16 protein-coding genes and 3 pseudogenes are annotated in these 14,256 nt (G+C 59.8%); 4 read left to right on the top strand and 15 right to left on the bottom strand.

All coding sequences use genetic code 11. The annotated features are described in order from the left end of the window. Positions 1-7 precede the first annotated feature (7 nt). The 12 genes and pseudogenes from BTE28158_RS05125 to BTE28158_RS05180 form a co-directional block, all read right to left on the bottom strand. A pseudogene (locus tag BTE28158_RS05125) lies at positions 8-343 on the bottom strand (c-type cytochrome); the annotation flags it as partial. 246 nt (positions 344-589) lie between these two features. Beyond that, a pseudogene (locus BTE28158_RS32885) lies at positions 590-844 on the bottom strand (RHS repeat domain-containing protein); the annotation flags it as partial. Further along, positions 757-1,266: a hypothetical protein gene (locus BTE28158_RS05135; protein WP_203249558.1), complete on the bottom strand. Its 510-nt coding sequence runs from the start codon at positions 1,264-1,266 to the stop codon at positions 757-759. The gene BTE28158_RS05135 and the pseudogene BTE28158_RS32885, both read right to left, overlap by 88 nt. Positions 1,267-1,293: 27 nt before the next feature. Then, entirely contained in the window at positions 1,294-1,620 is a 327-nt protein-coding gene (locus BTE28158_RS05140; RefSeq protein WP_059598709.1) for an Imm58 family immunity protein, read from the bottom strand. Between the two features lie 7 nt (positions 1,621-1,627). Continuing rightward, positions 1,628-2,188, bottom strand: coding sequence for a hypothetical protein (locus BTE28158_RS33065; RefSeq protein WP_437340726.1), 561 nt, complete (start codon positions 2,186-2,188; stop codon positions 1,628-1,630). Between the two features lie 58 nt (positions 2,189-2,246). After that, positions 2,247-2,762 carry a hypothetical protein gene (locus BTE28158_RS05145; protein WP_151050788.1) on the bottom strand — a complete coding sequence of 172 codons (516 nt, stop codon included), beginning with the start codon at positions 2,760-2,762 and terminating at the stop codon, positions 2,247-2,249. A gap of 126 nt (positions 2,763-2,888) precedes the next feature. Next, a complete protein-coding gene (locus BTE28158_RS05155) occupies positions 2,889-3,209 on the bottom strand; it encodes a hypothetical protein (RefSeq protein WP_151050790.1) in 321 nt (106 codons plus the stop codon). Positions 3,210-3,227: 18 nt separating this feature from the next. Then, positions 3,228-3,704 carry a polymorphic toxin type 37 domain-containing protein gene (locus BTE28158_RS32895; RefSeq protein ID WP_151050792.1) on the bottom strand — a complete coding sequence of 159 codons (477 nt, stop codon included), beginning with the start codon at positions 3,702-3,704 and terminating at the stop codon, positions 3,228-3,230. 228 nt (positions 3,705-3,932) lie between these two features. Further along, a complete protein-coding gene (locus BTE28158_RS32900) occupies positions 3,933-4,280 on the bottom strand; it encodes a pentapeptide repeat-containing protein (protein WP_151050794.1) in 348 nt (115 codons plus the stop codon). A 297-nt stretch (positions 4,281-4,577) separates the two neighbouring features. Further along, entirely contained in the window at positions 4,578-5,051 is a 474-nt protein-coding gene (locus tag BTE28158_RS05170; RefSeq protein WP_151050796.1) for a hypothetical protein, read from the bottom strand. 8 nt (positions 5,052-5,059) lie between these two features. After that, the gene (locus tag BTE28158_RS05175) at positions 5,060-9,883 is read right to left on the bottom strand and encodes an RHS repeat-associated core domain-containing protein (RefSeq protein WP_174919734.1); all 4,824 of its coding nucleotides are present in this window, start codon (positions 9,881-9,883) and stop codon (positions 5,060-5,062) included. Between the two features lie 362 nt (positions 9,884-10,245). Further along, entirely contained in the window at positions 10,246-10,494 is a 249-nt protein-coding gene (locus BTE28158_RS05180; RefSeq protein WP_239007195.1) for a hypothetical protein, read from the bottom strand. Between the two features lie 43 nt (positions 10,495-10,537). Between BTE28158_RS05180 and BTE28158_RS32385 the strand changes: the two genes are divergently transcribed. Beyond that, positions 10,538-10,750, top strand: a complete 213-nt coding sequence (locus tag BTE28158_RS32385; protein WP_244108004.1) for an ASCH domain-containing protein — start codon at positions 10,538-10,540, stop codon at positions 10,748-10,750. A gap of 249 nt (positions 10,751-10,999) precedes the next feature. Here BTE28158_RS32385 and BTE28158_RS05190 read toward each other — a convergent pair. Together BTE28158_RS05190 and BTE28158_RS05195 are read right to left on the bottom strand one after the other, a co-directional pair. After that, a pseudogene (locus BTE28158_RS05190) lies at positions 11,000-11,092 on the bottom strand (aspartyl/asparaginyl beta-hydroxylase domain-containing protein); the annotation flags it as partial. Between the two features lie 46 nt (positions 11,093-11,138). Continuing rightward, on the bottom strand, positions 11,139-11,537 hold the full coding sequence (locus tag BTE28158_RS05195) for a nuclear transport factor 2 family protein (RefSeq protein ID WP_151048194.1): 399 nt from the start codon (positions 11,535-11,537) through the stop codon (positions 11,139-11,141). Positions 11,538-11,615: 78 nt separating this feature from the next. Here BTE28158_RS05195 and BTE28158_RS05200 point away from each other — a divergent pair, with 78 nt between their 5' ends. Next, entirely contained in the window at positions 11,616-12,557 is a 942-nt protein-coding gene (locus BTE28158_RS05200; protein ID WP_151048170.1) for a LysR substrate-binding domain-containing protein, read from the top strand. Positions 12,558-12,585: 28 nt separating this feature from the next. On the opposite strand, the gene BTE28158_RS05205 is transcribed toward BTE28158_RS05200, so the two are convergent. After that, positions 12,586-13,275 carry an aspartyl/asparaginyl beta-hydroxylase domain-containing protein gene (locus tag BTE28158_RS05205; RefSeq protein ID WP_151048171.1) on the bottom strand — a complete coding sequence of 230 codons (690 nt, stop codon included), beginning with the start codon at positions 13,273-13,275 and terminating at the stop codon, positions 12,586-12,588. A gap of 204 nt (positions 13,276-13,479) precedes the next feature. Here BTE28158_RS05205 and BTE28158_RS05210 point away from each other — a divergent pair, with 204 nt between their 5' ends. Beyond that, on the top strand, positions 13,480-13,824 hold the full coding sequence (locus tag BTE28158_RS05210) for a DUF4148 domain-containing protein (RefSeq protein ID WP_059600302.1): 345 nt from the start codon (positions 13,480-13,482) through the stop codon (positions 13,822-13,824). Between the two features lie 71 nt (positions 13,825-13,895). Continuing rightward, entirely contained in the window at positions 13,896-14,174 is a 279-nt protein-coding gene (locus BTE28158_RS05215) for a DUF4148 domain-containing protein (protein WP_151048172.1), read from the top strand. The last annotated feature ends 82 nt before the right edge of the window (positions 14,175-14,256 follow it).

Here is a 14,256-nt window from a genome sequence, read left to right on the forward strand (position 1 = left end):
CAGGGTTTCATGGCGCGCCGGGCACGCGGCCGTTCACCTCGCGTCCGTACATCGAGTCGGGCGTGTCGTGGCATTTCGCGCGCGTGTCCTGCAGCGAGCCGGTGAAACGGGGGGCTTGCGGGCGCTCGTGATTGTCCATGAAGGTCGCGACGTCCCACGCTTGCTGATCGGTCAGCGTGCCGCCGAGCCCGAGCGGCATGTTGGCCTTCACGAAGCCGGCCGCGTTGCGGATGTCGCCCATGCCTGCGTCCCAGTTGAACGAGCGTGCACCCTAGAGCGCCCTAAAGACCGGCTTGCCGCCGCTCGATTGCACCTGGCCGTCCGCGCCGTGGCACAGCGTGCAGGCCTCGGGCGCGCGGCGGCGAGCAGCGCGGTGCCGGCCACGAGGCCGAGTGTCTTGAGCTCGCCTCGGCACGCATGCCGGTCGGACATGGCTCATCTCCCGGAATCGTTTGTGTGAGGGCGTGTCGCGTTGCCGTACGACGATGCTGCGTCGAGAATGCGTCGCCAGTCTAGCCACGCGCGCTCGATACGGAAAATCGCGATATCGGATCGGAGATATTCGGGGGCTAGCGCCGTGCGGCTCATAGTACCGATACCGGTTGTAGTGCAGTCCCGTCTCGTGGTCGTGGTACTGCCCCTGGAACCGGATAGGGTTAGCGATCGGCACCTTCCCCGAGGTCTTTCTGATTGCCTCCTGCGCAACACCCCACGCACGGTACTCCGCACTCCACGCAATCTCGCTGTGCTCATCAGTCAGCTCCTGCAGCGTGCCGAGGTGAGCGCACTGATACCACGCCAGGCAGTTGATGGCTGGTGCGGGCGGCGGCGGCAGGGCAGCCATAGCGGGTCTTCATCCTGCCGGTAGTAATCGCCGTACTCGGGCTGGTCGAGCAATTCGACGGCTTCCTCGCGCACCGCCTGCGCTACCGGCACAAAGCTGCTGGGCTCGTAGACGTAGTGGGTGGTGCGCGCACCAAAGCCGTCTTCGTCGGCGATCTTGCTCTCCCACGCCAGCGTATCGCCATCCCAGCCATACAACGTGAAACCGCATTGCAGCTCGCGGTTGTGCTTCACGCGCTCGGCGCGGTTCCAGTGTGGCCCCGCTTCCCTTCTTTCCTCGTAGTGCGCCTGGCTGTGCTTGTATAGGCGCCGGCCGAGCGCGTCGTAGGTATAGTTGACCTTCAGGCGATCATCTTCGTAGTGGGTGAGGCGGTCGAACAGATCTCTGACTTTTCCTAGAGCTGCGAGGAAGGGGAGAGGCACGCTTACGGTCAGTTTGGGCCTGATGCGTCAATTTCCAATATTTTTCAAAAATCCATTCTCAATATTAAAGCGGACGTCGCCAAACCAGATGACATTCTTCTCCTCTTTAACAAGGATGGAATCGGCTGGTCGAGCCGCCGCCTCTGCCTGCAAGCGCTTAACAAGGGTGTCTCTCTCCATTCCCTTCCAGGCATCTCCAAGAAGATTCTCTATGCTGTTTAACGCGGCATTGCTCTCGCTGAGGCTTTGGTTGGCGTAGCTTAGACTGATGGAACGATCTACCAACAGGTATGCGAATATTGCGCATAATGTCGACAATGTGAATACTATAGAATGGTAAATGATTGATTTCATGGTTCGCCTAATTCCTTCCTGCATTGAATACATCCCTTGGGAAGGTTCTGCAGTGATTTGTATTCCATGGTGTCCAGCTATATGATTTTCGATCTACATTATTGGCAATGTCTATAGCGTATTCGGCAGCTTTTTTCTCATCCACCGTAACATTGCATTTGAGTTCGGTTTTAGTGCCTTTTCCTGCCTTCCTTGATAAGGCTTCACTTAGCACATCAAGTGACTTTTGAGTGGATTGACCGTCCGCGCCGAGAGACAGATTGGGGGTGCTTACCCGTCGTACGTTGCCGGAATTCGCTGGAAGTTTGGCCCCGATGATGCCTGGGTTATTTGGATTGTATCGACCGTACTCATAGTATTGCGTGACTTCGGTAGTGCTGTATACCAAAATGCCGGCATGTCCGCCAAGCCAAGTACTTGTTTTCCCATTCGCATACTCGATTGGATAATCAGGCTCCGGCTGCCGGCGGGGCTGCGGCGCGCACGCTGACCCCGGCTCAACCGCGCTGGATGCGCAGGCTTGGCAGGCTACTAGCCGCGAGTTGGGGCATGAGCGAGCGCAGATCATGGCGGTGTATCTTGGAAGATAGGGTTGACTATTGCGGCGATAGTTCGTTAATCGATGATTATTTCTCTTTTTGCACCATTTCCAAACCGAATTTGCGAAGCTTGTTGCGCTCCGGTCCTTCTTTGGGTAGCACTAAAGACAAGACGTCCGCACCAAATTGAGCAATGGTCTGGGAATGTTTTTCACCGGAGAACCACATTCGGCGGAAAGCATCCAGTGCAACTTGGACAGGGTACTTTCTCGCGATCATATCCCCAACAGAGAATCGCAATTTCTCGTTATTATATTCTTTTGAGTTATTGACTATGGATTCTAATAGGGTGCTTTCTTGGTCGGAGGTGAGCTTCTCGAATTCGTTATAAATTGCAGAAATTAAGTTATCTATGCCATTCTTGGAAAAAACCAGAGGGTCTGATAGCACCTCCAGATACAGTGAGAATATGTCCTTGGGAAGCGGTGAAACTAATAACGAAAGGTACTCTAACTCAAACGCAATCTCGGCTACCTCTTTTCGTCTGGGGTTAGCCGGTAAAGCGCGTATCCGAAGTCGGAGGTCGTTAACAGTAGTCGTCATGGTACAGCCACGTTAGCAGGGAGAGTCCACCATAGAGGTGGCACCAAGGATGCCAATCGCCGCAGCTCACGAATAGCGCTACGAACTCGAAGCGCCGCAAGATTTTGCGGCCATTCGCTCATCGCTTCACCTGCCAGTCTGGGTTTCTGTCTGCTCCTTCCCGGCAAACATACTCTTGTACCAAACCCCTTTTGGATTGTTCAGCCAGTCAAATCTCTTATTCCCCGCGAGCGGACGAAAGGGTGAAAGGGGTATCCTATAGCGCCACAAAAGCACAATCAGTTCACGCATTGAATCGCTACTTAAATCTCTAATCGAGATATCCAATAATAAATCTCTTCCATCCCCCTTGATGCTGCGGATGGCGGAAATGCCATTAAATCCATCGAACAACCTGCTTTCGTCGCATTTTGAATAAAAAGAACCTAGTCTAATTCTGATCAGCATATTAAAGCCTCAATAAATTCACCGCCTGTGACCGCCGGGATAGATATTGTCATAACGCTCTGGATATTGAACATCCCAGTGCGGTCCTCCATGAGCATCACCACCAGGCCCCGTAGGGACCCAAACGCCGCCTTTCTTGTCGCGCCACCCCCACCCTTTAGGTGATTTAACCCAGTCATCGCCGCCTTTGGGTGAGCAAAAACCTTCGGCCTTTCCTGGCTTTCCCGGAGCTTTCGGCACGTCTGGATCGTAAGCATTACTTCGTTCTTCCGGTAGGAGTCGTCGTACTCGGGTTGGTCGAGAAACTCGATAATAGGCGAGCAATCTGACGCGGTGTCGGTCCGGGCGCACGGTGGCGATGCGCTGGTTGAGCGCGTCGTACTCGTGCTGGAGCACGCTCACGAGCGGCTGGCTCAGGCGAGTGTAGTGCTGCTGCTCGCGCATCTTTTGGTGGTCGGTATGTAATCCATAATATCGTTGGTCCCTATCAACCATCCTTGACCTTCTCAGCTAAAGCGGTAGCAGATATACCGTCAGTCAAAGCTTGAGAGTACTGGTTACGACATGCCAACCCAGGATTCCTTAAGAGATAACAGCCTGGGGGGATAACTAGCCAAGAGAGGAATCTCCAGGTCGAATGTACCCAGAAGTTTTATCAGTTCGGCTGTCTTTTTGTGAAACTCTAGCCATGACCTAGAGGTCGAGCGTTGAGGGGCGATGTGCTCAGCGGCTTGGGGACGGGGCTGGGAACGCGTATTCCGGCAATCCCTTGCACCTAGCTGCCTTGCCGCCAAACCATTGGGTGCCATCAAAGCTACATGGCGAATGAAAATTGTCCTCCTCAAATCGACAGTCTGAAAATTCACAATTCAGGAAGCGGCAATAAGCGAAGTTAGATCCACGGAATACACAGCCAATGAATTTGGTGTCGACAAAAAGGCAGTGATTGAATAGCCCCCAATACCAATTCAAATCCTCCAAGGAGCACGACAAAAAAACAGAATCAACATTTTTTCCGTCAAGCGAAAAATTTTTGAGTGTGCAATATCTGAGAACCGATCCTTCCAGCATCTTCGATAGCGACGATTCGTCGCTGAACTCTACATATTAGATTGGCATGTCAACCTCATTTTCTTTTAGGTCAGGAGCGAGTGGAACGGGCACTAGCTCTTCGCGAGTCCGTCGAGAAATTACGGCACCGGAATCAAGTTGCGTGGCGGGAACAGAACTCGTAGGATTTCACTTATTATCCAATAAACGATCCCAATTAACGCCATCGCATCGACAATTTTTGACTCGGTGTTATCCGAGGGGCGGGAGTGCCAGCGCACCGCATGCACAACGCAGCTTCAGCGTCACTTGTGTCGGCTATCGAGGTGCTGCACCAGTCAATTTTTCTTCATAGTCAGCAAGCATGGCACCTATCTTTTCGCTCTCGTCAGAGAGGGTGGGGAGTTCTCCACTATCATCAATTCCCTTGAGAAAATAGTATTCGAGATCAGATTTGATAGAACCCCGCCTAAGAATTTGCAGATACCTTCTGGAGTAACGACGCCTAACCTCACTCAAGGTGAAGGCGCCACGACTAGAAAATTTCGCATCTGCTTCAGCGACTTTCTGGGGAGACCAGTCGGCCGTCATCTCGACCACATCGTTGACAGCCATCTGTAACCCTCTTTTTGCATCTGAAGTTGACTTCTTCTCCAGATTCTCAAGGAATGCTATAGGCTGATCTTCCGGGTTTTGGCTTTTTTCCCCAACGGGCACAAACCAATCCACATAACACACAAAGAAGATTTTCAACTTCTCATAAGCGCTAGGTGACGGCTTTTTGGATCTCATGGTAATCATTATTTGCAAGTGCATTGGCCGGCTGGTACTGGCTTTCCAAATTGAGCTAGCGCGGCAGGCAGGTATAGCAATGGCCCCGCTGGATTGATAGGCGAGATACCATTGATTAAATTTCTAGAGATTCCACCACTACTTTGAGCCTTTCCATTCAACTCAATCAATTGCTGCTCACGCCCACGAATGGCGCGGTAGCTCGTTGAAGACCTGTCCAGGACGGGTGGCAAGAAGCCTTCAGCCGTCAAGTACGCTTGACCGTAAGATCTATTTTTCACGTTGGTTTCCGGATCCTCATAACCCGACGTTCTTCCGCTATAACACTGCCCAGTTGTAGGGTTGTATCGGGTATAAGTTTGATAAGTTTTTTCGCGGGTCAGCTTATCCAGCGATTTTTTTGTCGCAGTTGCCAACCTATCCGCTAGCAACTTTCCATCGGGAATCGCAGACCCCAGAATCGGGCCAACAGGCACCGGAATGGGATAAGCCTGCAGCCCTCTCGGATCGATGTTGCTCAGCGGGTTGCCGGCCACATAACTGTAAGCATTCAGTCCACCTTGCAGCCCGATTGGATCCTTGCTGACGTAGCGCCCCACCTCCGGGTCGTAGTACCGATACCGGTTGTAGTGCAGCCCCGATTCATGGTCATGGTACTGCCCCTGGAAGCGGATGGGGTTGGCGATCGGTGCCTTCCCCGAGGTCTTTCTGATTGCCTCCTGCGCGACTCCCCAGGCGCGGTACTCCGCGCTCCACGCAATCTCGCTGTGCTCGTCGGTCAGTTCCTGCGGCGTGCCGAGGTGATCACACTGGTACCAGGCCAGGCTGTTGATCGGCGGCGCGGGCGGCGGCGCGCCCCACAGCGGGTCTTCATCCTGCCGGTAGTAATCGCCGTACTCCGGCTGGTCGAGCAATTCGATGGCGTCGTCGCGCACCGCCTGCGCCACCGGCACAAAGCTGCCGGGCTCGTACACATAGTGTGTGGTGCGCGCACCGAAGCCATCCTCGTCGGCGATCTTGCTCTCCCAGGCCAGCGTGTCGCCGTCCCAGCCATATAGCGTGAAACCGCATTGCAGCTCGCGGTTGCGCTTGACCCGCTCGGCGCGGTTCCAGTGTGGCTCCGCTTCCCTTCTTTCCTCGTAGTGCGCCTGGCTGTGCTTGGACAAGCGCCGCCCAAGCGCGTCGTAGGTGTAGTCGACCTTCAGGCGCTCGTCTTCGTAGTGCGTCAGGCGGTCAAACAGGTCCCAGGTGAAGCGGCCTTCCTTACCGTTGTGCCAACGCTGCGTGAGGTTGCCGCGCGCATCGTACTGGTAGTGGGTGCCGGCGTATTGCTTGAGCAGGTTATCCAGCGCCTTGATGCGCGGCATGCGCTGGCGCTCGGCTTCGCGCTGCTCGGCCGGGTCGATCAGGTTGCTGGCCGGGTCGAAGTCGAAGGTCTCGTGGCCCAGCCGGCTGTGCGCTTCGAGCAGGCGGCCCACGGGGTCGTAGCGGTAGGCAAGCTGGCCGCGCCGCGTATCGTTGATGTCGGTGAGCTGGCCGCCGGCGTCGTAGCGGTAACGGCGCACCAGCAGGCGGTTGCCGCCCGCAGTTTGCCCGGGCGGCCCCTTGGCTTCATGAGCAAGCACCTGCTCGTTGAGCCGCCCCATGGCGTCCCACTGCTGCGTTTGCAGCAGGCGGTTGCCTTGCAGCCGCGCGACTTCGCGATGCAGGTCGTCGCGCTCGTAGCTGACCAGTTCTCGTTCATCCAACTGGAGAGCCAGCAGGTGGCCGCTGCCGTAGGTGAGCCAGCTGACGCGGTGACCATCCGGGCGCACGGTGGCGATGCGCTGGTTCAGCGCATCGTATTCGTGCAGCCACACACCCACCAGCGGCTGGCCCAGGCGGGTGTAGTGCTGGTGCTCACGCACCAGGTTGCCGGCCGGGTCGTGGAACCATTGCAGGCGGCTGTCTGCGTTAGTCGCCAGCGCCAGGTTGCCGTTGAGGTCGTAGGCAAAGGTCTCGACCTGCCAGCCCTGCTTGCGCGGGCTCCCGTCGCCGGTTTGCAGCGCAGCGCGCCGCTCGGTGAGGCGGCCCATCGGGTCGAACGTGTAGGCAGTGATGCGCTGCCCGTCGATGGCACGCGCCAGCTTGCCGGTCGCCTCTTCGTACTCGTAGCGCGTGATGGCACCGTCGAAGCCGGTTTCCGCCAGCAGACGGCCCACCGGGTCGTAGTGGAACTCGGCATCGCGCCCGTTCTCGTTGCGCAGCGCGGTGAGTTGGCCGAGCTTGTCCCACTGATAGCGTAGGGACTGGCCGGCGGCGTCCACCCGCTTGGCCAGCAGGCCGGCCTCGGTGTAGTCCCATTCGGTGCGCCGGCCCAGCGCATCGATGTGGGTTAGCAGCCGGCCCTCTGCGTCGCGCTCGAAGTGCTCTTCGGTATCGTCCGGGTAGCGGATCGCGGCGAGCTGGCCGGCCTCGTGGCGGTAGCGGGTGACCTGGCCCGCTGCGTCGGTGAACTGCACAAGCTGGCCGTGCGCGTCGTAGGCCCATTCGCTGGCCTTGGCCGAGCAGTCCACGTAGCGAGTGAGCTGGCCGCTGCTGTTGTACTCGAGCTGCCTGGTCTTGCCGCTGGCATCGGTGATGCCGATCGGCAGGCCCATCAGGTTGTAGGCGTACTCGGTCTTGTTGCCCAGCGGGTCGATGGCCTCCGTGAGCCGACCGCGGGTGTCGTAGTCGCGCAGCCAGAGGCCGCCCTCGGCGTCGCTGATCTTGATGAGCTGGTCTTTGCTATCCCACGCGTAATGCACGGTGGTGCCGTCCGCACGGATGTGCTCCAGCAGGTTGCCGTTCTCGTCATAGGCGTAGCAGTCCTCGCTGCCGTCCGGGTGGATATGCTGGACGACGTTCTTCGCCCCATCGCGGAACAGCCATTCCTCACGCTGATCGGGGTGGATGATGCGGTACGTGTAGCCCAGGTGGTCGTAGTAGTGCCAGGTCTCCTGGCCATGGGCATCGGTGACGTAGGTGAGGCGGATGTTCTCGTCCCATTCCAGGCGGGTGTCGAAGCTGCCGTCGTCGGCCCATTCGCGCACCGCTTTGGCATCCGCGCCCTCTCCCTGCCACACCAGGTTCATGCCGCGCCCGGTGCGGTCCGTGTAACGGGTGATCAGGTGGTGCTGGTACTGGTAGGTCCACGCGGCAGCATTCTCGTCTTGTGCCAGCGTGAGGTCGCCCGCTTCGTCATAGCGGTACAGACTCAGACGGCGCAGGGGTTCGTGCTCGCCCATCAGCCACAGGCCGGTGATGCGGCCAGCCTCGTCCACCAGGGTGCCGAGGCGGGTGTGTACCTGGCTGAGATCGTCCTGGTAGGTGATCAGGTCCGACAGCACCGCGCGATTGCCAACGCGGTGGTCGTAGCCGAGCAGCATGCCGGCGCCGCCGCGCAGTTCGATCCGCACCAGCAGGTAGCGGTCGCCGTGGCGCTGGTAGGTCTCGCGGCGTTCGTAGCCACGACACAGCACCAACTCGTGATCGCGTACACGAACCAGGGTGAGGTCTTCGATGCGATCTTCATGGAACTGTCCGACCTTGGGCAGCGGGTAGTCGTGGCTGCGCCCGTCGGCGCCGTGGTAGCGCAGGCCTTCGCCCCGCACGTCGAAGCGCGTGGTGTATGGCGTGATCCAGCGCGCGCCCAGCACGCCATCGTCGAAGGCACCCAGACTGGAGCGGTAGGTACGCGTCCAGGCGAGGGGAAATGGGCCGGGTAGCGTGAAGTCGGTGTGGCTGAGTGTTTCGCTGCCCGTGGCGAAGCTGATGTTGCTGCCGGTGCCTGACGGCGCTCCGATCTTGCACACGTTGGCGTCTTGGTCGGCCGGGCGTTCTTTGACGCGTGCCTCAAGTGATTCGCCTGGATGGAGCGATCCAGCCCGGCTCGTCGTATCGGTCTTGACATTGGCGGCCAGGTAACGGCTCGGCCCTCGCGCTTCGAGCGACCGATGCAATCCGGCGACGATCCACCCGACACTACCTTGCGTCGACGGATTGGCTTGCGCGCGTACCTGGCTGGCCAAGAGCGCGGCGAACTGGCGCAGTAGCTGGGCGTTTGCGGCGATCTTGGCGCGTGTTTCTTTTGAAGGGCTTTGTGCCGGGGCGCTCTGGCTTGTGGTTGCGGCATCGCGCTGAAACTGAAGCGCCGCGTCATAGAGGTTGGAAAACATCTCGGTGGGGTCGCGCCACGACTTCCCTGATTCGCTTTTGCCGGGCGCTGTACCGACAACGTTGTTCGCCTGACTCAGGGTCTCCAGACCGCTGGCGAGGTCCAGTATGAGGCTTTCGCCAAAGGTCGCGGCTTCATCCAGCAAACCGGGTAGCCTTTGTTGGGTCTGCTTTACAAAGTCGTCCAACTCGCCCCGAATGCTGCTGTTCAGATTGACCGTCAGCGTGTTGAGCAGGGCCTCGCTGACCAGGGATTTTTCGCCAGTCAGTTCCTGTCGCGCGAGAAAAAGTGCAGGCCGCAGCGTCATGCGGGCGGGAGCGGTGGCCGGGGCAGGCATCAGACCGATCAGATTGATGCTCGCGATCGCCCAGTCCGAAGTATCACGGTCCTCGCGTGTGGTGAGGGTGACGATATCGCCCAGCAGGTCTGCCAGATTGAGGATGTTACGGACCGCTGGCAGATTGCCTGCAACGGTGCGCAGGCGATCCAGGGTCACTGCTCCGTCGGTGATTGCGCCCAGCCATTGGCCAAATGCATCGATGGTCAGCGCCACGTCACCCAGTTGGATCTGGTTGAGCGGAGCGACTGTGACGGGACGTGCGGAAGAGGCGGACGCTTCAGGTGCTTGGCTTGCCATCGGTGCTCCAGGAACTGAGCACCTACAACTACTGCCTCTAGTGAAGGAATGACTAGCAGCAGGCTCTCAGCATGTGGACGTACATGAAATTCTCCAGGCACAAGCGTGCGCAATTACTCGCGATTTGAATATAGGATCGATCTGAAAAGCCGTTTAGATGGGCGGCTAACTGTACAAAATTCATTTCAGCGCACAGCCATTCTCGTTGGCCGGGGGCGAAAAAAGGCGTGCGTCAGTAATGCTGGTGGGAGTCTCGGCCGGGTCCTGGACTAATATTGCGCATGGCGTAGGTCGGCTGATTCTGCGTCGTGAAGGGCGCACAAGGGGCAGCGGTTTTGCCATGGCCCGGCGCCAGTACCTGCTCACACCACAAGATTGCGCGCCGACGCCAGCCCGTCGATGTAGCCCAACCACGCCTGCAGCATCTTCCGCCGCTGGTCAACATATTCGGCCCGGTTGTAGACGTCGCGCACACCGCCGATGGTGTGATTCAACGCTTTCTCCACCCCGTCCGCCTCCCAGCGCTGTTCATGCAGCAACTTGGAGGCTGAGCGCCGCAGATCATGGATCGTGAAGGCGGAAATCTCCTGCGCCTGTAATGAAACCTTCAACGCCTGGAAGTGACGTTATTTACCGAGGAAGAAAACCGTTGCCGTGCCGCGATCCGCGCTGTCGATCGTCAAACCCGCCGTCGACGATATCGTTGCGGGCCGCAAGCGGGTGGAAATCCGGTCGTGGGCGCCGCCGGCCCTGCCGCTGCGCGATCTCGTGCTGGTGCAGAACACGATCTTCCTGCGACAGGACGGACAGGAGGATCCCGATGGTATCGCGCTCGCGTGGGTCGACGTCGTGGGGATATACGACTGAACGCCTGATGAAGCCCGCACGCAAGGTTAGCAATGGTGCGCCGGATACGTATGCTGGGAACTGACGAATGTGCGGGCGATCGATCCACCTTTTCCGTGCGTCGCCAGGCGCGGTATCTATGCGTTGACGGATGACTCCGGCAAGGTATCCTGATGATTGCGCCGGCATCCCGGGCGTGCCGCGTCCCCTTTCGATACACAAGCGGCCGGTAGAAACGATCGATCACCCGGCGCGCGCCGGTGACGTGCGCTAAACCGGAATCGACCGCCCGCGAATCCTGATCCCGAGCCGCACGACGCCGATCACCGTATTCGACAGCCACGTAAGCAGCGGCATTTGCCGTACGGCCGGCGGCGCGACGACGTTGCTGCGTCGCGCCATGATCCGGCTAGGCATATTTGTTGCCGACGGTACTTCGCACCGGATGCGTGTCGTAGATGATGACCATGCGCTCGATGCGCGCGTCGTCGTCGAACTCGAAGACGTCGACGCACTCGAACCGCACCTCGGAGCCGTCCTTCAGTCCCCAGTCGTAGACGAAATAGCCGGTGGCCCGACGTGCGCCCGTCGTGCTGACGCAGATGTCGAGCGGCGTGATCCGGCTTTGTCCGGATGCCGCCGCGACTTTTTCGAAGAAGGGCTGCGGCGCCATCCAGCCGAGAAACGGCGAGAATATCCGTGCATCCGGCGCGAACAGCGCGCAGATCTCGGCGACGTCGCCGCGTTCGAGTGCTTTCAGGTAGGCATTGACCTGCCGCGTGTATAGTGCGTCGGACGACGAGACCATGGTATTTCTCCGCTGATGGTTGACGAGCCTGCCGCGACAGCCGCCGCGAACCGGTTCAACCACGATAGCGATGCCGCGATGACCGAACAAACGAATAATCCGCAACCCGGGTATGTCGCCCGCGCATATCCGCTGGCGGATCTGACCCGTGCGCTGCCGCCGCTGACGGCGTTCCAGGCGTTCGTCGCCGCCGCCGAACTCGGCAGTTTCAACCGGGCCGCCGAGCATCTGTGCCGGACCCAGGGTGCGGTGAGCCGTCAGGTGCAGCAACTGGAAGCGCACTACCGATGTGCGTTGTTCGTCCGTCATCCGTCGGGATTGACGCTGACCGGGGAAGGCAGCGCGTTGCTGACGGTGGCCGTCAACGTGCTCGCGCAACTGGCGCAACACGCGCATGCCCATGCGCATTCCGCGTCGACCCTGACGTTGCGCTTGCCTTCCACGTTCGCGATCCGGTGGCTGCTGCCGCGGCTCTCGGCCCTCAATCACGCGTTGCCGCGAACCGAATTGCATATTCACACGTCGGCGGACGACACACCGGATTTCACCGACGCCGATTTCGATGCCATCGTCGTGCGCGGTACCGGAAACTGGCCAGGAATGGTGGTCGTGCCTTTATTCGACGAGTGCCTTACGCCGATGTGCACGCGCGACGCAGGCACGTCGTTGAAGTCGTTCGCCGATCTCGCGCATGTGACGCTGCTGCATCCCGCGCGCAATCGAGACGAATGGCGATGTTGGCTCGACGCCGTCGGCGCAACGCAGATCGACCCGGGCACCGGGCTCGTATTCGATACGCTCGAACTGACGTTGACGGCAGCGGCTCACGCACACGGCGTCGCGATCGGCGATCCGCGCATGGCGGCGGATCGGCTGGCGGCCGGCGCGCTGGTCGCGCCGTTTCCGGAGGTGGTGCGCAACGGTCTGGGTTACTACCTCATCTACCCGGCGCAGCGCGCCGCGCAACCCGCGATTCAAGCGCTCGCGGAGGTTCTGACGCGTCTCGCGCGCGAGGATTGACCGCGAAGGGCGCGCGTCGTGCAGTTGGCTAAACCGGAATCGACCGCCCGCGAATCCTGATCCCGAGCCGCACGACGCCGATCACCGTATTCGACACCCACGTGAGCAAGCGCGGCATCCCGCGCCGTCGGATATCGAGCAGCAGCACGATCCGTACTTCGTCGCTGTCGTTCCATACCTCGTGCACGAACGTGTCGTCCCACAGCAGGAAACGGCCTTCCTCGAGCCGATATTCATGACCGTCGACCTTCAGCACCGCGGCCGGCGTGCCGTCGGCGCGCTTCGGCATCGACAGCACGAGATAGCCGCGCAGGATGCCGCGAAACGGCCCGCGATGCGGCGGGATGTGTTTGCCGGGCGCGAGGAACGACAGCGACGCGGACAACACGTCCGGCGACGCCGCGACGATCGACGCGACGGTCGGGCAACGCGACAGGTTGCGCGGGAACGGCTGGCCGTAAGCCTGCATGATGAACATCCGCCAGTCGCGCGCATCGTTGGCCGAGATGTCGTGCTGTTCGCGCATGATCTCGTGGAAACGCGGGATGCGCGGCAGGTCGCGCGCGACGGCGAGCGCTTCCGCGCGAATGGCCGGCCACGCGCGGACGAATCGCTCGGCGTCGGGGAACATGGCCGAATCGAGCACGGCACCGCTGTCGATATGACGGTCGAACAGTGCGCGAAGCAGGCCGGCTGCATAGTCGTAAGCGACGGACATGATCGAGGCGCGATCCACAAGGTGTCGTCAGTCTGCCCCACGCGCGGTGGGGCTTGCGTTACGTCAGGTTACGCCGGCTGACGAAAGAATGACAGCTCGATGAACGTCCGGCACAAGCGGTTCGCCATTCCGGGAATAAACGGACACCCAGCGTCGTCATACGGGTGTAGCACGTCGTCTCGTTGACTTCTCAAGGAGTGGAACATGAACACGCATTGGCTGGTGGCCGCCGCCGTGGCGGCGATTTCTCTCGCGGGTATCGCGCCGCAAGCGTCGGCACAGGCACTGACGCGCGCGCAGGTCAGGCAGCAACTGATCGACGCCGAAAACAACGGGCTGCGCTTCGTGACCGATACGTCGTATCCGGACGTGAGCCCGCTGTTCCAGCAGCAAGCCGAACAGATGCCCCGGCATCAGGCCGAAACGGCGGTCGGCAGCGATCCGGCCGCGACTTCGGATGCGGGAAGGCCGACGGTACTGCCGTCGCGTCCGCGTTCGGCCGCGTGCGTGGGCCCCGAGAGCTTCTGCACGCCGTATTTCGGAAGCTGACGTAGCGGACTGCCGCGGCCGGCCCGAAATCCACGAAGGTTGATCGGCGCGCAAGATTGAAGGAGTTGATGATGAAAACATGTATCGCACTACTGATGATGATCGGCGTGATATCCGGTCAAGTTGCATTCGCGCAATCGAATGCGCCGCTCACACGCGCCCAGGTTCGCGAGGAACTGATTCGTCTGGAAGCGGCGGGCTACGATCCGTCGAAGGGGGACGACGGCGAATATCCCGCGGACATTCAGGCCGCGCTGGCGAAGCTCGCCGAGCAGGATCGGGCGAGGATGGCGGCGTTGCCCGCCGCGCCGGCGCCGGCTTCCGTCATGCCGGTGCAGACCGTCAACTAGGTGTCGACATGTACGTGTGTGTCTTCAGGCCGACGTGTTCGCGGTACGGCGATACGCATGCCGTTCGCGGCACGCGGCCTGG

Source organism: Burkholderia diffusa, from assembly GCF_902499115.1.
GTDB classification, from domain to species: domain Bacteria; phylum Pseudomonadota; class Gammaproteobacteria; order Burkholderiales; family Burkholderiaceae; genus Burkholderia; species Burkholderia diffusa.

What these genes read in the sequence shown, in the direction of transcription:
- BTE28158_RS05140 (WP_059598709.1), bottom strand. Translation starts at nt 1,620, where the DNA reads ATGAAATCAATCATTTACCATTCTATAGTATTCACATTGTCGACATTA.
- BTE28158_RS33065 (WP_437340726.1), bottom strand. Translation starts at nt 2,188, where the DNA reads ATGATCTGCGCTCGCTCATGCCCCAACTCGCGGCTAGTAGCCTGCCAA.
- BTE28158_RS05145 (WP_151050788.1), bottom strand. Translation starts at nt 2,762, where the DNA reads ATGACGACTACTGTTAACGACCTCCGACTTCGGATACGCGCTTTACCG.
- BTE28158_RS05155 (WP_151050790.1), bottom strand. Translation starts at nt 3,209, where the DNA reads ATGCTGATCAGAATTAGACTAGGTTCTTTTTATTCAAAATGCGACGAA.
- BTE28158_RS32895 (WP_151050792.1), bottom strand. Translation starts at nt 3,704, where the DNA reads ATGGTTGATAGGGACCAACGATATTATGGATTACATACCGACCACCAA.
- BTE28158_RS32900 (WP_151050794.1), bottom strand. Translation starts at nt 4,280, where the DNA reads ATGCTGGAAGGATCGGTTCTCAGATATTGCACACTCAAAAATTTTTCG.
- BTE28158_RS05170 (WP_151050796.1), bottom strand. Translation starts at nt 5,051, where the DNA reads ATGAGATCCAAAAAGCCGTCACCTAGCGCTTATGAGAAGTTGAAAATC.
- BTE28158_RS05175 (WP_174919734.1), bottom strand. Translation starts at nt 9,883, where the DNA reads ATGGCAAGCCAAGCACCTGAAGCGTCCGCCTCTTCCGCACGTCCCGTC.
- BTE28158_RS05195 (WP_151048194.1), bottom strand. Translation starts at nt 11,537, where the DNA reads ATGGTCTCGTCGTCCGACGCACTATACACGCGGCAGGTCAATGCCTAC.
- BTE28158_RS05200 (WP_151048170.1), top strand. Translation starts at nt 11,616, where the DNA reads ATGACCGAACAAACGAATAATCCGCAACCCGGGTATGTCGCCCGCGCA.
- BTE28158_RS05205 (WP_151048171.1), bottom strand. Translation starts at nt 13,275, where the DNA reads ATGTCCGTCGCTTACGACTATGCAGCCGGCCTGCTTCGCGCACTGTTC.
- BTE28158_RS05210 (WP_059600302.1), top strand. Translation starts at nt 13,480, where the DNA reads ATGAACACGCATTGGCTGGTGGCCGCCGCCGTGGCGGCGATTTCTCTC.
- BTE28158_RS05215 (WP_151048172.1), top strand. Translation starts at nt 13,896, where the DNA reads ATGAAAACATGTATCGCACTACTGATGATGATCGGCGTGATATCCGGT.